21 protein-coding genes are annotated in these 22,062 nt (G+C 71.5%); 12 read left to right on the forward strand and 9 right to left on the reverse strand.

The window, feature by feature from the left end; genetic code table 11:
* The first annotated feature begins 16 nt into the window (after positions 1–16).
* The gene (locus tag ACWIHY_RS24905; protein WP_454377886.1) at positions 17–829 is read left to right on the forward strand and encodes an SAM-dependent methyltransferase; all 813 of its coding nucleotides are present in this window, start codon (positions 17–19) and stop codon (positions 827–829) included.
* Positions 826–3,051, forward strand: a complete 2,226-nt coding sequence (locus ACWIHY_RS24910; RefSeq protein ID WP_454377887.1) for a putative bifunctional diguanylate cyclase/phosphodiesterase — start codon at positions 826–828, stop codon at positions 3,049–3,051. Before ACWIHY_RS24905 ends, ACWIHY_RS24910 begins: the two co-directional genes overlap by 4 nt.
* Here ACWIHY_RS24910 and ACWIHY_RS24915 read toward each other — a convergent pair.
* Positions 3,021–3,938, reverse strand: coding sequence for a LysR family transcriptional regulator (locus tag ACWIHY_RS24915; RefSeq protein WP_454377888.1), 918 nt, complete (start codon positions 3,936–3,938; stop codon positions 3,021–3,023). The two genes, ACWIHY_RS24910 and ACWIHY_RS24915, sit on opposite strands and share 31 nt — an antisense overlap.
* 92 nt (positions 3,939–4,030) lie before the next feature.
* Here ACWIHY_RS24915 and ACWIHY_RS24920 point away from each other — a divergent pair, with 92 nt between their 5' ends.
* The 7 genes from ACWIHY_RS24920 to ACWIHY_RS24950 all read left to right on the forward strand — a co-directional run bounded on the left by ACWIHY_RS24920 (position 4,031) and on the right by ACWIHY_RS24950 (position 10,491).
* The gene (locus ACWIHY_RS24920; RefSeq protein WP_454377889.1) at positions 4,031–4,735 is read left to right on the forward strand and encodes a succinate dehydrogenase; all 705 of its coding nucleotides are present in this window, start codon (positions 4,031–4,033) and stop codon (positions 4,733–4,735) included.
* A 1-nt stretch (position 4,736) separates the two neighbouring features.
* The gene (locus ACWIHY_RS24925) at positions 4,737–6,695 is read left to right on the forward strand and encodes a fumarate reductase/succinate dehydrogenase flavoprotein subunit (protein ID WP_454377890.1); all 1,959 of its coding nucleotides are present in this window, start codon (positions 4,737–4,739) and stop codon (positions 6,693–6,695) included.
* Positions 6,692–7,441, forward strand: coding sequence for a succinate dehydrogenase/fumarate reductase iron-sulfur subunit (locus ACWIHY_RS24930; RefSeq protein WP_454377891.1), 750 nt, complete (start codon positions 6,692–6,694; stop codon positions 7,439–7,441). The genes ACWIHY_RS24925 and ACWIHY_RS24930 overlap by 4 nt, the downstream gene beginning before the upstream one ends.
* Positions 7,442–7,528: 87 nt before the next feature.
* The gene (locus ACWIHY_RS24935) at positions 7,529–7,954 is read left to right on the forward strand and encodes a type VII secretion target (protein WP_454377892.1); all 426 of its coding nucleotides are present in this window, start codon (positions 7,529–7,531) and stop codon (positions 7,952–7,954) included.
* Between the two features lie 61 nt (positions 7,955–8,015).
* Positions 8,016–9,590, forward strand: coding sequence for a peptidoglycan-binding protein (locus tag ACWIHY_RS24940; RefSeq protein WP_454377893.1), 1,575 nt, complete (start codon positions 8,016–8,018; stop codon positions 9,588–9,590).
* Positions 9,591–9,601: 11 nt separating this feature from the next.
* Positions 9,602–10,075, forward strand: a complete 474-nt coding sequence (locus ACWIHY_RS24945; protein ID WP_454377894.1) for a protease inhibitor I42 family protein — start codon at positions 9,602–9,604, stop codon at positions 10,073–10,075.
* The gene (locus ACWIHY_RS24950) at positions 10,072–10,491 is read left to right on the forward strand and encodes a hypothetical protein (protein ID WP_454377895.1); all 420 of its coding nucleotides are present in this window, start codon (positions 10,072–10,074) and stop codon (positions 10,489–10,491) included. The genes ACWIHY_RS24945 and ACWIHY_RS24950 overlap by 4 nt, the downstream gene beginning before the upstream one ends.
* Before the next feature lie 7 nt (positions 10,492–10,498).
* Here ACWIHY_RS24950 and uvrA read toward each other — a convergent pair whose 3' ends face one another.
* Both uvrA and ACWIHY_RS24960 read right to left on the reverse strand, forming a co-directional pair.
* Positions 10,499–12,910, reverse strand: a complete 2,412-nt coding sequence (gene uvrA / locus ACWIHY_RS24955; protein WP_454377896.1) for an excinuclease ABC subunit UvrA — start codon at positions 12,908–12,910, stop codon at positions 10,499–10,501.
* Between the two features lie 43 nt (positions 12,911–12,953).
* Positions 12,954–13,979, reverse strand: a complete 1,026-nt coding sequence (locus ACWIHY_RS24960; protein ID WP_454377942.1) for an MsnO8 family LLM class oxidoreductase — start codon at positions 13,977–13,979, stop codon at positions 12,954–12,956.
* Positions 13,980–14,067: 88 nt separating this feature from the next.
* On the opposite strand from ACWIHY_RS24960, the gene ACWIHY_RS24965 reads away from it, so the two are divergent.
* Positions 14,068–14,559 carry a phosphatase domain-containing protein gene (locus tag ACWIHY_RS24965; RefSeq protein ID WP_454377897.1) on the forward strand — a complete coding sequence of 164 codons (492 nt, stop codon included), beginning with the start codon at positions 14,068–14,070 and terminating at the stop codon, positions 14,557–14,559.
* A gap of 26 nt (positions 14,560–14,585) precedes the next feature.
* Here the strand turns inward: ACWIHY_RS24965 and ACWIHY_RS24970 are convergent, their stop codons facing one another.
* From ACWIHY_RS24970 to egtA, 5 genes are all read right to left on the reverse strand, one after another.
* On the reverse strand, positions 14,586–14,801 hold the full coding sequence (locus tag ACWIHY_RS24970; protein WP_069925839.1) for a dodecin: 216 nt from the start codon (positions 14,799–14,801) through the stop codon (positions 14,586–14,588).
* Positions 14,802–14,961: 160 nt separating this feature from the next.
* Positions 14,962–15,927 (reverse strand): L-histidine N(alpha)-methyltransferase, encoded by a 966-nt coding sequence (gene egtD / locus ACWIHY_RS24975; protein ID WP_454377898.1) that lies wholly within the window; start codon positions 15,925–15,927, stop codon positions 14,962–14,964.
* Entirely contained in the window at positions 15,924–16,679 is a 756-nt protein-coding gene (egtC, locus tag ACWIHY_RS24980) for an ergothioneine biosynthesis protein EgtC (protein WP_454377899.1), read from the reverse strand. Before egtC ends, egtD begins: the two co-directional genes overlap by 4 nt.
* Entirely contained in the window at positions 16,679–18,040 is a 1,362-nt protein-coding gene (gene egtB, locus ACWIHY_RS24985) for an ergothioneine biosynthesis protein EgtB (RefSeq protein ID WP_454377900.1), read from the reverse strand. The genes egtC and egtB overlap by 1 nt, the downstream gene beginning before the upstream one ends.
* Positions 18,037–19,314: an ergothioneine biosynthesis glutamate--cysteine ligase EgtA gene (gene egtA / locus ACWIHY_RS24990; RefSeq protein WP_454377901.1), complete on the reverse strand. Its 1,278-nt coding sequence runs from the start codon at positions 19,312–19,314 to the stop codon at positions 18,037–18,039. Before egtA ends, egtB begins: the two co-directional genes overlap by 4 nt.
* Positions 19,315–19,470: 156 nt before the next feature.
* Here egtA and ACWIHY_RS24995 point away from each other — a divergent pair, with 156 nt between their 5' ends.
* Positions 19,471–20,352, forward strand: a complete 882-nt coding sequence (locus ACWIHY_RS24995; protein ID WP_454377902.1) for a TIGR02452 family protein — start codon at positions 19,471–19,473, stop codon at positions 20,350–20,352.
* Between the two features lie 28 nt (positions 20,353–20,380).
* Here the strand turns inward: ACWIHY_RS24995 and ACWIHY_RS25000 are convergent, their stop codons facing one another.
* Positions 20,381–20,833, reverse strand: a complete 453-nt coding sequence (locus ACWIHY_RS25000) for a type II toxin-antitoxin system PemK/MazF family toxin (RefSeq protein ID WP_454377903.1) — start codon at positions 20,831–20,833, stop codon at positions 20,381–20,383.
* Between the two features lie 71 nt (positions 20,834–20,904).
* Between ACWIHY_RS25000 and ACWIHY_RS25005 the strand changes: the two genes are divergently transcribed.
* A complete protein-coding gene (locus ACWIHY_RS25005) occupies positions 20,905–22,020 on the forward strand; it encodes a glycosyl hydrolase family 18 protein (protein ID WP_454377904.1) in 1,116 nt (371 codons plus the stop codon).
* The last annotated feature ends 42 nt before the right edge of the window (positions 22,021–22,062 follow it).

Genomic DNA, 22,062 nt, shown 5'->3' on the forward strand with positions numbered 1-22,062 from the left:
TGAGTTGGAGACATTGATGGAGCGACCCGCCTGGGCACCACAGGGCATCGACCTCACGGTGCCGAGCGTGTCCCGGATTTACGACTTCTACCTGGGCGGTTCGCACAACTTCGAGGTCGACAGGGAAACCGCCCGCAAGGCAATGGAGTTCATGCCGGGCCTCCCCAAGATCATGCAGGCGAACAGGGCATTCATGCGCCGCGCGGTGCGTTTCGCCGTGGACGAGGGCATCACCCAGTTCCTCGACATCGGATCAGGCATCCCGACCTTCGGCAACGTCCACGAGGTCGCCCAGGCAGCCGACCCCCAGGCGCGCGTGGCGTACGTCGACCACGACCCGGTCGCCGTCGCGCACAGCCAGGCCGTGCTCGCGGGCAACGACCGGGCCGGCATAGCCGCGGCCGACCTGCGCAAGCCGCAGGACATCCTGAGCAGCCCCGTCATCGGCGAACTCATCGACCTGGAGCGGCCGGTGGCGCTGCTGCTCGTCGCCGTACTCCACTTCATCGAGGACGCCGACGATCCGCTGGCGGCCGTGGCCACCCTGCGCGACGCCCTCGCACCCGGCAGCCTCGTGATCCTCACCCACGCCTCCTACGAGGGGATTCCGCTGCCCGAGCAGCAGGTGGGCGGCACGGTCGGGGTCTACAGGAACATCAAGAACCCGCTGATCATGCGTTCGCGCGAAGAGGTCGCGCGGTTCTTCGAGGGGTACGAGATGGTCGAGCCGGGACTCGTGGCGATGCCCGAGTGGCGGCCGGAGACCCCGCTCGCCCAGGAGGATCCGTTCGCCTTCTCGGGCTTCGCAGGAGTGGGACGCAAGGCGTGAGCGTGCCATCGCAGGCACCGGGACCCGGCTCCGCACCGTCGGACGGGCGGGCCGCGGCCGGCCTCGGCGACCGGGGCGACCGGGAGGACCGGGACGACCACGACGGCAGACTCGGCCGGTTCGCCACGATCTGGAGCCGGGCGATCTTCCCCGTCACCGCCACGTCCATGACCCGGCCCGAGGTCGAACGTCATCTGCTGCCGCTCGCACGGCAGTTGAGCGACGCCCTCCACCGGCGCCCCTTCGACACCGCGCCCGGCCACGAGGTCGGCGCCGCCCTGGTCGCCGCCCACTGCACCGACCCGGACGCGCTGGTCCGTACGCTCGGAGTCGTCGACTCCTACCTGGTGCTGTACTGCGCCGGGGGGGAGGACTCGCCCGCCACGACCGAGGAGCACCGGGCCCGTTGCGCCCGGCTCCAGCACGCCATCGCCGCCGGTTACGCGAAGGCGCTGCGCGAGCGGACCCTCGCCGAGCAGGAGGCCCTTGCGCGGTCGTCCCTCCTGGCGAGCAGCGAGGCCCAGCGGGCGCTGCACACCACCGAGACCCGATTGCGCGCGGTCTTCGAAGGCGCGGCGATCGGCATCGGCATCGCCGACCTCGAAGGCAACATCCTGGAGGTCAACGAGGCGCTCATGCGGATGTTCGGCGGCCTCGACCACTACACGCGCGGCCGGAAGGTGAGCGAGTGGGTCCACCCCGAGGACACGCCGCACGTGTGGAAGCTGTACGGCGAGCTGGTGCGCGGGGAGCGCGAGAGCTACCGCGTGGAGAAGCCGTACTACCGCACCGACGGCACCGTTCTGTGGACCAACCTGACCGTCTCGCTGCTGCGCGACGCCGACGGCAGGCCGCAGTACCAGCTGGCGCTCATGGAGGACACCACCGAGCGGCGGCTCCTCAACCTGCGGCTGCGCTACGAGGCCACCCACGACGCCCTGACCGGGCTGCCCAACCGCACGCTCTTCTTCGAGCGCCTGGAGAAGGCCCTGTCCGCGGGCGACGGCATGCGCTTCGGCCTGTGCTACCTCGACCTCGACGGCTTCAAGGCGGTCAACGACAGCCTCGGCCACTCGGCCGGCGACCGGCTCCTCGTGGAGGTCGCCGACCGGCTGCAGAGCTGTGCGACGGCGCCCGGCGAGATGGTGGCCAGGCTCGGCGGCGACGAGTTCGTGGCCCTGACCACGGGCCCCGACACCCGCCAGGAGGTGGACGAGCTCGCCGCCCGCATCCTGAACACGCTGGCGTCCCCCATCCGCATCGAGGGCCGCGATCTGACCGTGCGCGGCAGCATCGGCATCGTCGAAGGCCCGGCGGGCGAACGCGGCCCGGCGGAGGTACTGCGCAGCGCCGACATCACCATGTACCGGGCCAAGTCGGCGGGCGGCAACCGCTTCGAGACCGCCGACCCGGAGGCCGACGCCCGCGCCATCACCCGGCACGGGCTCACCAACGCGCTGCCCGCCGCGCTGGAGCGGGGCGAGTTCTTCATCGAGTACCAGCCGCTCGTGCATCTCGGTGACGGCAGCGTGCACGGCGCGGAGGCGCTGGTGCGCTGGTGCCATCCGCAGCACGGCGTCCTCGGCCCCGACCGGTTCATCCCGCTCGCCGAGCACACGGGGCTGATCGTCCCGCTCGGGCGCTGGGTGCTCGAGGAGTCCGTACGCCAGGCCAGGTTCTGGCAGGAGCGGCACTCCGACGGCGGGCCGCTGCGCATCAACGTGAACCTCTCACCGATGCAGCTGCACCACCCCGGCCTGGTCTCCGACACGGTGGACGTACTGGAGCGTGCGGGTCTCGAACCGGGCGCGCTGTGCCTGGAGGTCACCGAGTCGGCGCTGATCGGCGCCGACGACGACCTGCTCAAGCCGCTGCGGCAGCTCGCCGAGATGGGGGTCGACATCGCACTCGACGACTTCGGCACCGGCTACTCCAACCTCGCGAACCTGCGCAGGCTGCCGGTGAGCGTGCTCAAGCTGGACCGTTCCTTCACCCAGTCCATGCAGCAGCACCCGGCCGACACCGTCGATGTGAAGATCGTCGAAGGGATCGTGTCACTCGCGCACAGTCTCAGCCTGGCCGTGACGGTCGAGGGAGTGGAGACAGGCGCGCAGGCCGCGCAGTTACGCGAGCTGGGCTGCGACACCGCGCAGGGCTGGTACTACGCCCGGCCCGGAGCGCCCGACCGCATTCACTCCCTGCTGCTGGCCGACGCGGTCTGACGGACGCGGGAAGCGAGGAGTACGTTCTGGAGCTCGCGCGCCGCGCGCGGCGGAGCCACGTCGCTGCGGTGCGCGAGCGCGATGGTACGGCTGAGGCCGGGCCGGGCCAGGGGCGTGACCCGCAGGTCGCGCCCTGCCCGCGCCGCCACCATCCGCGGCACCACCGCGAGCCCGAGGCCGGCCCGTACGAAGCCGAGTACGGCGTCCATCTCGCCGCCCTCCACGGTGAACGACGGCTCGAAGCCCTCGGCCCGGCAGGCGGCGACCGTCAGCTCGCGCAGGTCGTACCCGTGCCGGAACATCACCAGCGGTTCGCCCTCCAGATCCGCGATGCGCACGGATCTGCCGCGCCCGGGGCGGGGCACCGAGGCGGCGGACACCACGACCAGGTCCTCGTGCAGCAGCTCGACGGTGGTCAGGGCGGGCGACGGCGTGGGCAGGGGCAGCACGACCAGGGCCAGGTCGAGTGAGCCGCGCGCCAGCTCCCGCACGAGGTCGTGCGAGCCGCTCTCCTCGATCAGCAGCTGGATGCCGGGATGCAGATCGTGGAAGGTGCGCAGTACGTCGGGGAGCAGCCCGGTGCACAGACTCGGCGTCGCACCCAGGCGCACCCGGCCGCGCCGCAGCTGGGCGAGCTCCTGGACCTCGTGGCGGGCGGTGTCGGCGTCGGCGAGGATGCGCCTGGCCAGCGGCAGCAGGGCCTCGCCGGCGTCGGTGAGGGCGATGTTGCCGCGGGCGCGGGTGAAGAGGTCGGCGCCCAGCTCCTTCTCCAGTGCGCGGATCTGCTGGGAGAGGGAGGGCTGGGAGACGTGCGCGCGCTCGGCGGCGTGGGTGAAGTGCAGGGTCTCGGCGACGGTCACGAAGTACAGAAGCTGCTGGAACTGCATACGGCCACGATATCGGCGATAGGCCTGGCCTATGGACATGAGCCGGACCATGTCTTGGACCTCTGAGGCACTCCGGCTCTAGCGTCGGGGTCATGGCACTGGCTACGCGGACGGACAGGCAACCGTCGCTCACGCGCTCGTTCTGGGGATCGACCGTCGGCAAGAAGACGGTGATGGCTGTGAGCGGCCTGATCATGCTGATGTACCTGGTCGCCCACATGCTCGGCAATCTCAAGATCTTCTTCGGTTCCGGCGAGTTCAACGCCTACGCGCACTGGCTGCGGACCATGGGCGAGCCGCTGCTGCACTACGAGTGGGCGCTGTGGGTCGTGCGCGTGGTGCTGCTCGCGGCGGTGGTGCTGCACGGTGTGGCGGCGTATCAGCTCAGCAGGCTGGACATCCGGGCGCGGCCGAGCAAGTACGTGCACAAGCGGCGGCGGGCGAGCTACGCGACGCGCACCATGCGGTGGGGCGGGATCATCCTCGCGCTGTTCATCGTGTGGCACCTGCTGGACCTGACGACGCTCACGGTGAACGAGAACGCGCGGCCGGGACGCCCGTACGAGAACGTCGTCGCGACCTTCAGCACCTGGTACGGCAACGTCATCTACCTCGTGGCGATGCTCGCCGTCGGGCTGCACGTGCGGCACGGCTTCTGGAGCGCAGCACAGACGCTGGGCGTGGGCAACGCGCGGCGCGACCGGATCCTCAAGACCGTGGCCAACGGCCTCGCGCTGGTGCTGACCGCCGGATTCGTCTCCGTACCGGTGGCCGTCATGACTGGAGTGGTGGGCTGACATGAGTGACCGCACGGACTACACCGACTACGCGACCGGTGCGCCGGTCGTCGACACCAAGGCCCCCTCCGGCCCCGTCGCCGAGCGCTGGGACACCCGCCGCTTCGAGGCCAGGCTGGTCAACCCGGCCAACCGCCGCAAGCACACCGTCATCGTCGTCGGAACCGGCCTCGCGGGTGGCGCCGCCGGCGCCACGCTCGCCGAACAGGGCTACCACGTCGTCCAGTTCTGCTACCAGGACTCGCCGCGCCGCGCCCACTCCATCGCCGCCCAGGGCGGCATCAACGCCGCCAAGAACTACCGCAACGACGGCGACTCCATCCACCGTCTCTTCTACGACACGGTCAAGGGCGGCGACTTCCGCGCCCGCGAGTCCAACGTCCACCGGCTCGCGCAGATCTCCGTCGAGATCATCGACCAGTGCGTCGCGCAGGGCGTGCCCTTCGCGCGCGAGTACGGCGGCCTGCTCGACACCCGCTCCTTCGGCGGCGTACAGGTCTCGCGCACCTTCTACGCCCGGGGCCAGACCGGACAGCAGCTGCTGCTCGGCGCCTACCAGGCGCTGTCGCGGCAGATCGCGGCCGGAAAGGTCGAGATGCACGCCCGCACCGAGATGCTCGACCTGATCGTCGTCGACGGGCGGGCGCGCGGCATCGTCGCCCGTGACCTGATCACCGGCCGCGTCGACACGTACTTCGCCGACGCCGTGGTCCTCGCCAGCGGCGGCTACGGCAACGTCTTCTACCTCTCCACCAACGCCAAGAACTCCAACGCCACGGCGATCTGGCGCGCCCACCGGCGCGGCGCGTACTTCGCCAATCCCTGCTTCACCCAGATCCACCCCACCTGCATCCCGCGCTCCGGCGACCACCAGTCCAAGCTCACCCTGATGAGCGAGTCGCTGCGCAACGACGGCCGCATCTGGGTCCCCAGGGCGCAGGGCGACACCCGTCCGCCGGCCGACATCCCCGAGGACGAGCGCGACTACTACCTGGAGCGGATCTACCCGTCCTTCGGCAACCTGGTGCCGCGCGACATCGCCTCGCGCGCCGCGAAGAACGTCTGCGACGAGGGGCGCGGCGTCGGCCCCGGCGGACAGGGCGTCTACCTCGACTTCGCCGACGCGATCCGGCGCCTGGGCCGCGAGGCCGTCGAGGAGAAGTACGGCAACCTCTTCGAGATGTACGAGCGGATCACGGCGGAGAACCCGTACGAGGTGCCCATGCGCATCTACCCGGCGATCCACTACACGATGGGCGGCCTCTGGGTCGACTACGACCTCCAGACCACCGTCCCCGGTCTCTTCGCGATCGGCGAGGCCAACTTCTCCGACCACGGTGCCAACCGCCTCGGCGCCTCTGCCCTCATGCAGGGCCTGGCCGACGGCTACTTCGTCCTGCCGTCCACCATCAACGACTACCTGGCCCGCAACCCCCACCACGACGACATCGACGCGAGCCACCCGGAGTCGGTCCGCGCCGTCGCGGAGACCAACGACCGCCTGGAGCGGCTGCTCGCCGTCGACGGCGACCGCACCCCCGACTCCTTCCACAAGGAGATCGGCGAACTCCTGTGGGAGTACTGCGGAATGGCCCGCACCGAGGAGGGCCTGCGCAAGGCGCTCGGCCGCATCCCGGAGATCCGCGACGAGTTCTGGCGGAGGATCAAGGTGCCGGGTACGGGCGAGGAGCTCAACCAGTCGCTGGAGAAGGCCAATCGCGTCGTCGACTACCTGGAGCTCGCCGAGCTGCTGTGCCTCGACGCCCTGCACCGCAGCGAATCCTGCGGCGGCCACTTCCGCGAGGAGAGCCAGACCGAGGGCGGCGAGGCGGAGCGCAGGGACGAGGAGTTCTCGTACGCCGCCGCCTGGGAATTCGCCGGTACGGGCAACGCTCCGGTCCTGCACGAGGAAGCCCTCGAATTCGCCTACGTCCACCCCACCCAGCGGAGTTACGCATGAGGCTCACCCTGCGCGTCTGGCGCCAGCGCAACGCCGAGGAACCCGGCGCCATGGTCACGTACGACGTGGACGGCATCTCCGAGGACATGTCGTTCCTGGAGATGCTCGACACGCTCAACGAAAGGCTGATCCTGAGCGGCGACGAGCCGGTCGCCTTCGACCACGACTGCCGCGAGGGCATCTGCGGCGCGTGCGGCGTCGTCATCAACGGCGACGCGCACGGACCGGAGCGCACCACCACCTGCCAGCTCCACATGCGGCACTTCGCGGACGGCGACACCGTCGACGTCGAGCCGTGGCGGGCGGGCGCCTTCCCGGTGGTCAAGGACCTGGTCGTGGACCGGTCGGCGTTCGACCGGATCATCGGCGCGGGCGGTTACATCAGCGTCCCGACCGGCGCGGCTCCCGAGGCGCACGCCACGCCCGTGCCGAAGGCCGACGCCGACTTCGCGTTCGAGCACGCCGAGTGCATCGGCTGCGGCGCGTGCGTCGCGGCCTGCCCGAACGGCTCGGCGATGCTCTTCACCTCGGCGAAGGTCAACCACCTCAGTGTGCTGCCGCAGGGCGCGCCCGAGCGCGAGACCCGGGTCCTCGACATGGTCTCGGCCATGGACGACGAGGGCTTCGGCGGCTGCACCCTGACCGGCGAATGCGCGACCGCCTGCCCGAAGGGCATTCCGCTGCCGTCCATCGCCGCGATGAACAAGGAGTGGCTGCGCGCGACGCGCAAGACGCCGCGCCGCTGACCCACGGCCGTGGTGGTTGTGGGCATGTCACCGGCTGCTGCTAATCTTCCCCCCGCAAGATCGAGATCGGCTGGCAAGCGGGGGAAGATGGCCGGGCAGACGCAACAGGGTGGCTACCGCGTTCAGAAGAGCGGGATGGACGCCGAGGCGGACAAGCTCGACCGGGCGGGCGACGACACCGGTGACATCGGCGCCGCTCTCCAGGAGCAGCTCTGTTACACGCCGGACGCCCTGGGCGGCTCGGATTCCGGCCCGGCGTTCAACAACTTCTCCCAAGCGTGGCAGGCCGAGGCCAAGGTACTGGAGAGCGCCCTGCACGAGCTGGCGGACAAGGTCCGTATCTCGAAGGCGAATTACCACGGCGCCGACGTCAGCGCGATGAACGAACTCCAGGCGAGCGGGGATGGCGGACTGACGACCATGCCGGCGCCCGCGCCCGCCGGGTCCGCACCCGGCATGCGCACCATCCCCGCCCCCGGTTCGCCCCCGGTCGGCCTTGCCGATTTCGGCTGAGCGCTGCCTTCTCCCTCCCTCTGTTGACTGCTCCGAACCGAAAGCCGGAGGCCGCAAAGCCATGCCCGACGCAGGCGAATCCACCACCGACCGCCGGGAGAAGCTCGCCGGGTACCAGCGGTCCATCGCCGGTGCCGGCGACAAGAACACCCTCATCGAGGCCATCCAGAACGCCCTGAACGTCTCGGCGCCCGTCGGCTCGCCGAGCACCCTCGACGACATCGCGAAGCGGTACGCCAAGCAGGCCGATGCGGCGAGGGACGTACAGGACCGGGTCGAGCAGGTCGCCCTCACGGGCCTGCCCGACGCCTGGGTGGGCAGTACCGGCGCCAAGGCCCAGGAGGTGGTCTCGGCGGCGGCGCGAGCGGCCGCGCAGATGGACGAGGCGATCCGCGGCGCTCGAAGGGCCCTGATCTTCCTTTCCGACGCCCTGACCACCGCGCAGTCCGAGGACAAGGGCGGCCGTGAGCAACTGCGCGAGGCGCTCGGCATGCTCGGGGGCGAGGACGGCTTCTTCGACGGCATGGTCGAGAAGGACGCCGAGGAGGCGGAGCGGCTGCGCGCCCGCAGCATCGCCTCCGCCGGAGCGAAGACCATGCACGCGGCGGCGGAGAAGGCCGACGACGCGGCCCGTGAGGCCGCCCGCGACCTGAACAAGTTCGCGGCCGAGGCCCGCGCGGGCAAGATGAAGACCGACAACATCTCCGCCGCCGACCGTCTCGTCCTGGCGGACATCGGGGTGGCGGGCAGGTCGGCCGAGTTGAACGAGTTGCTCACGCCCAACGACCTGGAGCGCTCGGGCCAGGCCATGGAACGCATGAATGCCCGCGACCAGGCGGAGTTCGAGCGGATGCTCGCCGAATCCAAGAGCCCCCAGGAGCGCGCGTACCTGGTGAAGGCCCTGGCCGCCGGATACGACCTGAACGAGGTCTCGGAGTTCCGCGACAAGATCCACGGCAAGGATCCTCAGTGGTTGCAGCAGCATTTGACGCCCGTGATTCACGTGGACGAGACCGACACCACCACCTACGCTCAGACGTTCAAAGGGGGGGAGAAGTGGTCCCAGGAGGGCCTCACCTGCGTGCCGTCGACCGTCGTCACCGGCCGTGCCATGGTTGATCCCCTCTACGCCCTCGAACTCACCGGTGGCCCCTCGGGTCAGGAGGACGACCCGGCCGCCTTCCGCGAGCGGTTGCACGATGAACAGCTGCGGTTGCATGAGGAGGGCGACGGTGCCGACGACTACGACTTCCCCTTCGGCAGCACCCCGGCTGGCATGGACGAAGAGGGCAAGACCACGATTTCCAACAATGAGATGAGCCCTCACACCGGCAGCGAGTACAGCTACCGGGAGACAGGCAGTGCGGACGCCCGGCGTGATGTCCTGACCGACGTCGAGAAGTCGGTCGCGGAAGGCAAGCCCGTACCCATCACTGTCGAGGGGAAGGACAAAAACGGTGACTGGGTCGGCCATTCGATGATGATCGTCGGTCAGGAGGGCGACATGCTGCAGATTTACAACCCTTGGGGCACCACCACTTGGGTCAGCGAGGACGACTTCATCAACGGTCACATGAACAAGGCCTCCGACAGCCGCATGCCCGACGCCACCGGCGTCCACCTTCCCGCCGAATGAGGAACTCCGTCATGCGCAATCGAATCGCAGCCGCCCTCGCCCTGGCGCTGTCCGGCGTGGCCCTGGCCGGTTGCGGCCTTTTCGGCCCCGAGACCTACGAGGTCGAAGAGAGGACCGTTGAGGTCGACGCGGGCGACGAGTTCACGCTGTCCGTACCGGCCAGTCCCTCGCTCGGCGAGAACTGGTACGTGGCCGACCCCCGTCCCGACCGTGACGTCGTCCGGCTCCAAGGCCAGGACGAGGACTATGAGGACGACGGTGGAAATGTAGGCGGAGGTGGCGGAACGCAGTCCTTCACATTCCGGGCGATCGAGCCGGGCAGCACGAAGATCAAGCTGCTGCACTGCCGTCTCGGCACGTGTGCCGCCAGCTTCGGCGACCCCGCGCCGTCGCCCTCGCCCTCGGAGTCGCCGTTCCCCGTCGCGAGCGGATCCCCCGGCGAGCACGACCGTGAGTACTTCGTCTACACCGTCACCGTCCGATGACCGGATCCGAGGCCCCCATGCCCCCCACACCCCGCCCCACCAAGACCGACGACGACTGCGCCCGCCTCGACACCACCAGGATGCTGCGCTACGGCATCCCCGCCGAAGGCCCGCACCGTACCGCCCTGTTCGGGGACGGTGCCATCGGAGCCGCGGTCGTCCTGGACCGGCTCGACGTCCTGCCGCGATCGGTCTCGTTCCTCGCCAAGGTCGTGCGCAGTGGCGGCGTGCGTTACGCGGCCCAGCTCCCCGAGCTGCTCCCGAGCCCGGAAGCCACGGACACCGTCCGCCCCTGGCTGGAGGCGGCCGGGACCGTCGCCCGCCCGGTCGTCGGCGACGAGACCACCGCCCGCTGGCTGGAGTCCGTGGCCGAACTGATCGGCCTGCGCCGTACCAGCCGCGCCCGGGGCCGCTGACCGGCGGTCAGGCCGCGGGCCGGAACTGCCGGGCCAAGTACGGCGCCGTACGGCCGGCCGCCACCCGCGCCACCTCGCCGGGTGGCCCCGCCGCGACGATCCTGCCGCCCTCGTCGCCGCCGCCGGGGCCGAGGTCGATCACCCAGTCGGCGCCCGCCACCACGGCCATGTCGTGCTCGACCACCACGACCGTATGGCCCTGGTCGACCAGTCCGTGCAACTGCCGCATCAGTACCTCGACATCGGCCGGGTGCAGCCCGGTCGTCGGCTCGTCCAGCACGTACACCGTGTGGCCGCGGCGCGTGCGCTGGAGCTCGCTCGCGAGCTTGATGCGCTGCGCCTCGCCGCCCGACAGCTCGGTCGCGGGCTGCCCCAGGCGCAGATAGCCGAGGCCCACGTCCAGCAGCGCCCGGAGACTGCGCTCGGCCGCCGGCGTACCCACGAAGAACTCCGCCGCCGCCTCGACGGTCAGATCGAGCACCTCCGCGATGCTGCGGCCCCGCAGGGTCACTTCCAGGGTGTCGGGGTTGTAGCGCGCGCCGTGGCAGTCCGGGCACGGAGTGTACGTACTCGGCAGGAAGAGCAGCTCCACCGAGACGAACCCCTCGCCCTGGCAGGTCTCGCACCGCCCGCCGGCCACATTGAACGAGAACCGCCCCGCCTTGTACCCGCGAGCCCGCGCCTCCTCCGTGCCGGTGAAGAGTTTGCGTACGACGTCGAAGAGGCCGGTGTACGTCGCCAGATTCGAGCGGGGCGTACGGCCGATCGGGCGCTGGTCCACCTGCACCAGCCGGTCCACCGCCTCCAGTCCCTCGGCCGAGGCACAGCCCGCCGCTGCCGCCGTGCCCGTGGCCGTCCGGTCCGCCAGGACGCCCGCGAGCACCTGCCCGACGAGACTGGACTTCCCGGAACCCGACACACCGGTCACCGCCGTGAACACGCCGAGCGGGAATTCGGCGTCCACACCGCGTACGTTGTGCCGCTCGACACCGTTCAGCCTCAGCACCCCCGAGGGCTTGCGGACCTCGCGCGGGGGAGCGGGCTCGTGGCCGAACAGGAAGCGGCGCGTCGCCGAATCGGCGACCTCGGCCAGACCGGCGGGCGGCCCGCTGTGCAGCACCCGCCCGCCGTGCTCGCCCGCGTGCGGACCGACATCGACGAGCCAGTCCGCGCTGCGCATCACATCCAGATGGTGCTCCACGACGAAGACCGAGTTGCCCGCCGCCTTCAGCCGGCCGAGGACGACCAGCAGGGCCTCGGTGTCGGCCGGGTGCAGGCCCGCCGAAGGCTCGTCCAGTACGTACACGACACCGAAGAGCCCCGAGCGCAGCTGCGTCGCCAGCCGCAGGCGCTGGAGTTCGCCGGAGGAGAGCGTGGGCGTCGTACGGTCGAGGCTCAGGTAGCCGAGACCCAGCTCGGTGACCACCGCGATCCGCGCCAGCAGGTCACCCGTCAGGACCCGCGCGGTCTCGTTCCCGCCCGCCGCCTGGCCCAGCACCCTCGCGAGTTGCGACAGGGGCAGCCCCGCCAGGTCGGCGATCGTACGGCCGCCGAGCGTGACCGCCAGCGCCTCGGGGCGCAGCCTGCTGCCGCCGCACACCGGACACGGCTCGGCGGTCAGGAAGCGCTCGGCCCTCGTCCGCAGCGTCTGGCTCTTGGAGTCGGCGAAGGTGTGCAGGACGTAACGCCGGGCGCTCATGTACGTGCCCTGGTACGGGCGTTGGATGCGTCCCGCGTCGCGGACCGGGTGCACGGTGACGACCGGCTGCTCGTCGGTGAACAGGATCCAGTCGCGGTCCCGCTGCTCCAGCTCGCGCCAGGGCCGGTCGACGTCGTACCCGAGCGCGTCCAGCACGTCGCGCAGGTTCTTGCCCTGCCAGGCACCCGGCCAGGCCTCGATCGCGCCTTCACGGATGGAGAGCGACGGGTCGGGTACGAGCAGTTCCTCACTCGTGCGGTGGATCCGGCCGAGACCGTGGCATCCGGGGCAGGCGCCGGCCGCCGTGTTCGGTGAGAAGGCGTCCGAGTCCAGGCGCGCGGCGCCGGGCGGATAGGTGCCCGCACGCGAGAACAGCATGCGCAGGGAATTGGAGAGGGTGGTGACCGTCCCGACCGACGAGCGCGAGGTCGGCGCCGACCTGCGCTGCTCCAGTGACACGGCGGGCGGCAGACCGGTGATCTCGCCGACCTTCGGCGCGCCGACCTGGTGGATCAGGCGGCGCGCGTACGGCGCCACGGACTCGAAGTAACGGCGCTGGGCCTCGGCGTAGACGGTGCCGAACGCGAGCGAGGACTTGCCGGAACCGGAGACGCCGGTGAAGACGACGAGCGCGTCGCGCGGGATGTCGACGTCGACGTGCCGGAGGTTGTGCTCGTCGGCGCCGCGCACGCGCACATACGGGTCGTGGGCAGGGTGCATCGGGACTCCGTACGCGGGGATTGTTGCGACAAACAGTTCGATACTAGACGGCGTCCGTGCCGCCGTCCGCGCCCGTGAGCCCCACGACGCGGGCCAGCCGCCGGTACGAGTCCAGCAGCGCCGCACGGTCGAACGTACTCGTCGCGACCAGGTACTCGTCGGCACCACTGCGGCCGAGCACCTTCTCCAGGGCGTCGGTCACCTCGTCCTCGGTGCCGTGGACGTGCCCGCGCCGCGATGCGTCGAAGAGGCCCCGCTCGCGGTCGCTCATCGGCCGGGCGAGGATCTCGTCGACGGATGCGAGCGGAGGGAACGATCCGTGCGTGCGGGAGTACGCCGACGCCCAGGCCTCGGGCACCAGGAGCCGCCCGGCCTCCTCGGAGCTGCCCGCCACGGCCACCGTGCCCGACAGGACGACGTACGGCCGTTCACTCCAGGGGGAGGGGCGGAACGCCTCGCGGTAGCCGTCGACCGCCCGCAGCATCTCGTCCTCGCCGCGTGCCGCCGCGATCACCAGCGGCAGTCCCGCAGCCGCCGCGACCCGCGCCCCGGCCCCTGTCGCCAGTACGAACGCGGGGATCCGGAGCCCTTCGGCCGGATGGGCGTGGACCTGTGGGTGCGCGCTCTGGTCGCCGGTGAAGTAGCCCAGCAGCTCGCCGAGCCGGGTGGCGAAGTCCCCGGCGTCCTTCTTGTCCCGGCCCAGGGCCCTGCGTATCCCGTCGGTGAACCCCACCGAGCGGCCGAGCCCCATGTCGATGCGGCCGGGGAAGAGCGACTCCAGCACGCCGAACTGCTCGGCGACCACCAGCGGCTGATGATTCGGCAGCATCACCCCGCCCGTGCCCACCCGGATGGTGGAGGTCGCGGCGGCGACAGCGGCGGCGAGTACGGTCGGCGCGGAACCGGCGACTCCGGGCACGCTGTGGTGCTCCGACACCCAGAAGCGGTGATATCCGAGCGCCTCGATCTTCCGTGCGAGGTCCACGGTGTCCCGCAGTGCCTGCGGGGCGTCGTGCCCCTCACGCGTACGGGAACGGTCGAGGACGGAGAACCGGGTCTGCGCGATCACTGAGCTCACACCCACTTCAACGCCTGACCCGCGTGGGGATTCCCGGCCGGCGCGGACGAATCCGCCGGCCACGTCCTAAGGTGCCGGAATGACGCAGAGCAGCAGGCCACTGGCCGTATTCGACCTCGATGGAACCCTCGCGGACACGGCGCACCGCCAGCGCTTCCTGGAACGCACGCCGCGGGACTGGGACGGCTTCTTCGGCGCGGCGCCCGAGGACCCGCCGCTGCCCGAGGGCGTGCGGATGGTCCTGGAGAGTGCGCAGGAGTGCGAGGTCGTGTACCTCACCGGGCGCCCGGAGCGATGCCGGCGCGACACGCTGGCGTGGCTCGCCGCCCAGGGACTTCCCGAGGGGCGGATCTGGATGCGCCGAGACAACGACCGGCGGCCCGCCCGTCACACCAAGCTGGACATCCTGAAACGGCTGGGCGCCCAGGGGCGGAAGGTCCGGATGCTCGTCGACGACGACGAACTGGTCTGTGTGGCGGCCGAGCAGGCGGGCTTCACGGTCGTGCGCGCCCGCTGGGCCGCCACGTCGGCCGCGCTCAAGGACGCCCAGGAGCGCGAGGGCCGCACCTGATGAGGCGGGTCACCCGATGACGTGTCTCACGCGGTGTCTTCGAGGCGGAAGCCGACCTTGAGGCCCACCTGGTAGTGCTCGATCCGGCCGTCGACGATGTGGCCGCGCACCTGTGTCATCTCGAACCAGTCGAGGCCGCGCAGGGTCTGGGAGGCGCGGTCGATGCCGTTGCGGATCGCCTGGTCCAGGCCCTCCGTCGAGGTGCCGACGATCTCGGTGACGCGGTACGTGTGGTCGGACATGCGGCGCTCCCTCTGTTCCTGCGGCGCGGGGTACGTCCCGGCGCGCGCTGCTACCACCGTGCCCCAGCAGGCGCCGGGCCGCACGTTCGGCTTCTGGCACTGTCCGTGTGCCCACACCCCGCTCCTCAAACGCCGCAGGGGCCGGCGGGTGCCGCCGGCGCTACACCGCCACCGCCAGCGACAATGCGAAACGTTCGTCCCCGTCGGTCCACCACTCGCGCAGATCCAGCCCCGCCCCGGCGAGTTCCCGGCGTACCCCCTCCCGGCGGAACTTCGCCGAGATCTCGGTGCGGATCTCCTCGCCCGCCTCGAACGCCACCGCGATGTCCAGCTCCCGGATCTTCACCGTCAGAGCCGTCCGCGCCCGCAGCCGCATCTCGATCCACTCGTGCCCGCGGTCCCACACCGCGACATGGTCGAAGTCGTCGGGATCGAAGTCCGCGCCCAGCTCGCGGTCGATGACGGACAGGACGTTCTTGTTGAACGCGGCCGTGACGCCCTGTGCGTCGTCGTATGCCGCTACGAGCGTCTCCTCGTCCTTCACCAGGTCCGTGCCGAGCAGCAGCGCGTCCCCCGGCGCCAGCAGCGACCGTACGGACTTCAGGAAGACCGACCGCTCGTCCGGCAGGAGGTTGCCGATCGTGCCGCCGAGGAAGGCGACCAGGCGCGGCCCGGGCGTTCCGGGCAGGGCGAGCCCTCGCGTGAAGTCCGCGATCAGCGCGTGTACGGACAGGGCGGGCCGCTCCTCGAGGAGCGACGCGGCCGCGGCGGTCAGCGCGCTCTCGCTGACATCGACCGGGACGTAACTGTCGAGCGCGGGCAGCAGCGCGTCCAGCAGGTGCCGGGTCTTCTCCGAGGAACCCGAGCCGAGCTCCACCAGCGTGCGCGCCCGCGTCGCGGCCGCGATCTCGGGCGCGCGGGCGATCAGGATCTCCCGCTCGGCGCGGGTCGGGTAGTACTCGGGCAGCCGGGTGATCTCCTCGAAGAGTTCGCTGCCGCGCGCGTCGTAGAACCACTTGGGCGGCAGCACCTTCGGCGTGCGGGTCAGTCCGTGCAGTACGTCGGCGCGCAGATCGGCGTCCGTCGCGTCCTCGGGCAGGGTGCGGGTCAGCAGGAACGGGCTCACGCAGTGGGCTCCTTGAGCGGGGTCAGCAGGACATCGGTGCGGGTGGCGGCGAGCAGGGTGTGGTCCGGGACCTCGCGCCAGTGCGGATCGTCGTCGTACGGCTCGGAGGCCACGATCGTGCGACGGCCCGGCTCCGCGTGGTACCAGAGGGTGTCGCCCCAGGCGGTCGCGGCGATCGTCTCGCCGTCGGTGAGCAGCAGGTTCAGCCGGGAGCCGGGGGCGGCCACGGCGAGCTCCAGAACGGTGTCGGCCAGTGCCTGGCCCAGCTCGTCGCCGTCGCGCAGCCGGTGCAGTACGAGCGCCCAGATCAGCGCCGAGTCGGACCGCGCCTCCAGGGTGAGCAGTTCGGCCGCGGGCAGCCCGCCCGCGAGCAGCGCGGCCGAGCCGGGCCAGCCCTTGAGCGCCCCGTTGTGGCTGAACAGCCAGGGCCCGGCGGCGAACGGAGCCGCCGCGGCCTCCCCGTCGGCGCCCGCCTCCGTGGCGTCGCGGACCGCCGCCAGCACGGCTCCGGCGCGTACGACCCGGGCCAGGTCGGCGAAGGAGGCATCGGCCCACATCGGGCCCGGGCGCCGGTAGCGGGCCGGCACCGGGTCGCCCTCGGCGTACCAGCCGACGCCGAACCCGTCCGCGTTGACGGTCCCGTACCGCTGGAGGCGCGGCGCCCACGCCTGGCGGTACAGCCCGTGAGCGGGCTTCACCAGCAGATCACCCAGGGGCACCGACGGCCCCAGGCAAGCGAAATGACGGCACATCAGGACATCACCCCGCCCGGCACGTCACGGGTGTCCGGCGCGTCCCTCGCCGTGCGGAACCCCGCGAAGATCTGGCGGCGTACGGGCAGATCCCAGTTGCGGAACGTGCCGCGGCAGGCCACCGCGTCGACGGCGAACGAACCGCCGCGCAGCACCTTGTGCGCACTGCCGAAGAAGACCTCGGAATACTCGCGGTACGGGAAGGCGGCGAAGCCCGGGTAGGGCAGGAAGTCGCTCGACGTCCACTCCCATACGTCGCCGATCAGCTGGCGGACCCCGAGCGGCGAAGCCCCGGCGGCGTACGCCCCCACCGGAGCGGGCCGCAGATGCCGCTGGCCGAGATTGGCCCGCTCCGGGGTCGGGTCGGCGTCGCCCCACGGGTAGCGCAGGGAGCGCCCCGCCACCGGATCGTGCCGGGCCGCCTTCTCCCACTCGGCCTCCGCGGGCAGCCGCCGGCCGGCCCACCGCGCGTAGGCGTCGGCCTCGTACCAGCTCACATGCAGCACCGGCTCGTCCTGCGGCACGGGCTCCATGACACCGAAGTGCCTCCGCAGCCACTGGCTGCCCTCGCGGCGCCAGAACAGCGGCGCGCAGAGGTCGTGCTTGCGTATCTGCGCCCAGCCCTCGGCCGCCCACCAGCGCTCGTCGGTGTAGCCGCCGTCCTCCATGAAGCGCAGGTACGCGCCGTTGCTCACCGGCACCGTGTCCATGAAGAAGGCGGGGACGAAGCGGTGATGCGCAGGACGCTCGTTGTCGAGCGCCCACGGTTCGGTGGAGGTGCCCATGCTGAACGGGCCGCCGGGTACCAGGACTTCGCGCGGCAGGTCCGCCGTCGTCGCGACCGTCGGGCGCGGCGGCGGGGGAGCGGTCAGTGCGACGGGCCCGCGCCGCAGCTGGTGGGTGATCAGCATGGTCTCGTCGTGCTGCTGCTCGTGCTGCGCCACCATGCCGAAGGCGAAGGCGGCGTCCAGCAGCGGAGTGCCGCCCAGCGGGCTGCGCTCCAGTACGTCCAGGGCCCGTCCGCGTACGTCGGCGGCGTACACCCGGGCCTCGGCAGGTGCGAGCAGCGGAAGCGAGGGGCGCTCGGCGCGCGGGTGCTCGAAGGCGTCGTACACCGAGTCGATCTCGGGGCGCATCGCGTCGCGACCGGCGACCGTCCGCAGCAGCCAGAGCTCCTCCTGGTTGCCGATGTGCGCCAGGTCCCAGACCAGCGGCGACATCAACGGGGAGTGCTGGGCGGTCAGTTCGCCGTCGTCCACGCAGTCGGTGAGCCCGGCGGTGCGTTCGCGCGCCCTCAGCAGGGCGTCGACGGCCCGGGTGCGCAGGGCTTCCGGGTCCGTGGTGCCGGAGGGGTCGCTCATGTGCGGATGTCCTTCCCGTGAGCGGGGTCGAGCAGATCGTCGGCGGGACATCGCCCGTGGATGACGTACCGCTCGGTGAACGCGGCGACGGCGCACTGCACGGCAGTGGAAGCGCCCAGGCGGGGCAGCGCGTCGAGCGCCGCGTCGAAGCAGATCACGGCAGCGGCCCGCAGCTCGGCGTCGGCCAGCCCGTACCGCGCGGCGTTGATCCACAGCGGATTGCGCGGCGCGGGCGCCGAACCGGCGGTCTCCGCGAGGGGTTTGACCGTCCGGTACGCGATTTCCGAGGCCGCTGGGTCGTCGAAGAGCGCGGTCGTCACGGCGAGCGGGACGATCCAGCCGTCCTCGCCCGGCTGCGCGTCGATCATGCGCAGCTCGAGATGGCCGCGCGGCCGCACGGGTGGAAAGAGCGTGCTCACGTGGTACTCGAGGTCGGCCCGGGTCGGCGGCCGGGGCGCCCCGGAGCGTATCCAGGAGCGGAACGACAGCCCCTCCGGGACGTGCCACGGCTCGTCGGCCACGCCTCTCACGCACATCACCGGGGCGTCCAGCACACGGTCCGTCCACGCACCGCGCGGCTCCGCGTCGAGCGGCGGGGCGAAGGAGCGGCCGGGCTCGATCTCCGTCCACAGGGCCTGCCGGGTGGACCGCCAGCCGGTACGGCGCCGGTGGTGGAAGGGGGAGTTGGCGAACGCGGCCGACAGTACGGCGCCGAGGAGGTGGGCGAGCAGCCAGCGCCGCCCGTAGCCGAGCGGGCCCGGCTCCTCGTGACCCGCGTCCAGACAGACCTGGACGGAGGCCGACGAGCACATCATCGCCCGGCCTGCCGGACCCGCCCGGTCGAGATACGTCTCCATTGCGTCGTAACGGGGTTCGCGCAGGAGTCGCTTCGGGGGGTGCCAGGGATCGGTCCCGATACCGGTGAGGCCCAGCTCCCGGGAGCGCAGAACGGCGCGTACGGCGTCCAGATCCGCGGAGACGGAGTCGACGCACTCCGTCAGGGAGGGGGCCGGGAAGGAGCTGAGTTCCAGCTGGCCGCCCGGCTCGACAGTGAGGGCCGAGTGCAGCGGCAGAGTCCGCAGTGCGGTCATGGCCGCTTCGAGGCGGGCGGGTTCGACGGGAAGTTCGGGGAGGTGGAGCTCGTGGACGAACCATTCGAGTTCGACGCCTACAGTGCTCGGCGGACCCGTCTTGAAACAGATACCGCGCAGTAATGCTTCCGCACCGGCCTCGGTGACCGGCGGGCCTTCTGGTACGAAGTCACCCGTGGGCATGGCCTGCGCCTCCTGCCTGATCGTGTGGAGTCCGCCCCGGGACCGGGACGGGCATCGCACCCCAGCTAAAGCCACAGACGCAGAATCGCACAAGAGTGTCCTGTCGGCGCGGAAACCCCGTTGCGCCCGGGCACCGCCCTCGCCGACGATCTCACTGTGAGTGCACGACTGCGCGGAATCGCGAAAGAGACCGAAGAGATCGTCCGGGCCGGCCGGTACGCCGCCCCGGGCGGCCGTGGCGTGCCCATCGGCGAGGCGCTGGCCGCCGCGCTCGCGGGGACCAGGGTCTACGGCCCCGACCCGGTCGTCGTGGTGCCGGACACGGACCGTACGACGGCCTTCGAGGTCACCGCAGAGAGCAGCCTGCAGGCGGCGCGCAGGCTGAACGGCGCACGACCCGGCCCGGTCGTCGTGCTCAACTTCGCCTCGGCGCGCAATCCGGGCGGCGGGTACCTGAACGGCGCACAGGCGCAGGAGGAGGCTCTGTGCCGCGCCTCCGCGCTGTACGCGACGCTTCTGCGCGCCCCCGGGTTCTACGCCCACCACCGGGCCGACCGCAGCCCCTTCTACTCCGACCGGGTCATTCACTCGCCCGGAGTACCGGTCTTCCGCGACGACCGCGGCGCGCTGCTCGCAGCGCCGTACACCGTGGGGTTCCTGACGTCGCCCGCGCCCAACGCGGGGGTGATCCGCAGCCGGGAGCCCGGGGAGGCGCACCGCATCCCGGCGGCGCTCGTGGCTCGCGCCGGGCGGGTCCTGGAGACGGCCGCGGCCTGCGGCTACCGGCGGCTCGTGCTGGGGGCCTGGGGATGCGGCGTCTTCATGAACGATCCCGCGGCCGTGGCGGGCGCGTTCCACGCGCACCTCACCGGCGAGGGCCGATTCTCCGGGCACTTCGACGAGGTGGTCTTCGGAGTACTGGACCGCACGCGGGAGGCGTCCGTGCTGAACGCCTTCCGTACGGTGTTCGCCGCGCAGACGGGGCCCGGCGCGCGGGCGGGGGCCGACGCGCAGGCAGGTCCCGTCCCGCAGGCGTAGTCCGCCGCACGGAGGGGCACGGCGCCGCTCAGCTCCAGCCGTAGCGTTCCCGCAGGCGCCGCACCACCCGGTCGAAGCGCGGCCGGTCCAGGGCGCACGCCTCCCGGCGCATCCCGTCCTCGTGCACCCGCAGCACCCGGTCGAGGTCGACCCAGGACTCGCGCCCCAGGGCGTCCCAGGGACCCGAACCGATCGCCGCCCACTCGCGGTCGTGGTCGTGCCGCTTGCTGGACAGCCGTACGGCGAGCAACGTGCCGGTCGCCTCGCGGGCGACGACGAGCACCGGCCGGTCCTTGCCGCGCCCGTCGTTCTCCTCGAACGGCACCCAGGTCCAGACGATCTCGCCCGGGTCGGGATCTCCGTCGCGGTCCGGCGCGTAGGAGGTCCGCACCGGACCGGTCGTACGGGGGTCGGCCTCGGTGGTCGCGGCGGGGCCGCGCCGGCCGGGCTGTTCGGTGATGTCGTCGGAAGAAGTCGTCACCCGGGTGAGGTTAGGGCCTGGACGGCCCAGTCCGCGGAGCGGGCCCCGCTGCCGGACCACAGGCTCGGTCCATGGCCACACGTATCCTGATCGCCCTCGTCGCAGCCGGACTCATAGTCACGGCGACGCAGCTTCCGGACCCCGCCGGACCGGACCACGCCGGACAGGCCCCCGCGAGAACGGCGTCAGCCGGACCGGCCCCTGCCCGTCCCCGCGCTGCCCCCCTTCGCGCCGCGGAGCCCCGTACGGTCTCCGCCTGGCTTCCGTACTGGGACCAGGAAGGGGCGTACCGCGACGCGTTGGATCACGCCGCGCAACTGCACACCGTCAGCCCCTTCTGGTACCGGGCCGTCTCGGCCGGGCGGATCGACGGCCACCCCGGAGCCGGAGAGCGGCGCGTCGTCGACGGGCTCCACGCCGCCGGCGTCAAGGTCGTGCCGACCGTGATGGAGACGATGAAACCCGGCGCACTCGGCTCGATCCTCACCAGCCCCACGCGCCGCGCGACTCACATTCGTGCGCTCCTGGAAATCGCCAAGAGCCGCCACTACGACGGTCTCGATCTCGACTACGAGTCCATCGGCGCGACCGGTGACGCCACGTACCAAGAGGTCCGGGCCGGCTACGCGAAGCTGGTCGAAGGCGTCTGCCGGGCACTGCGCAAGGTGGACAAGCAGTGCGTCGTCACCGTGGCGCCCAAGACGGCGTCCAGCGGTCGCATCTGGGACTACACCGCCATCGGGCGCGCGGCCGACCGGATGCGCATCATGGCGTACGACCACCACTGGAAGGGCGGCAAACCGGGCCCGCTCTCCACCCCGCGGTGGTACGACGAGATCCTGCGCACCGCCACCGCGGCGGTCCCGGCCGGCAAGATCGAGCTCGGGCTCCCGGCGTACGGGTGGGACTGGCCGGCCGACGGCAGGTCCCGGGCGAAGCACGTCACATGGAAAGAGGCGGAGGCGCTGCGCCGCGCGAAGGGCGCGCCGTACACCCTCGACCCGGTGTCCCGGACACCGCACTTCAGCTACTGGGACGGTGAGCAGCGGCGCGAAGTCTGGTACCAGGACGCGCCGGGCGTCGCCGAACACCTGCCGGTGCTGCGCAAGTACGGCGTCGCCAACACGGCCCTGTGGGCGCTGAACTTCGAGGACCCGGACCTGTGGGCGGTCCTGGCGCGCGGCTGAGCGGCTGACGGGGTTGAAGCGGTCTACGGGCCGGCCGGCCCC

The organism is Streptomyces sp. NPDC055287, from assembly GCF_053646035.1.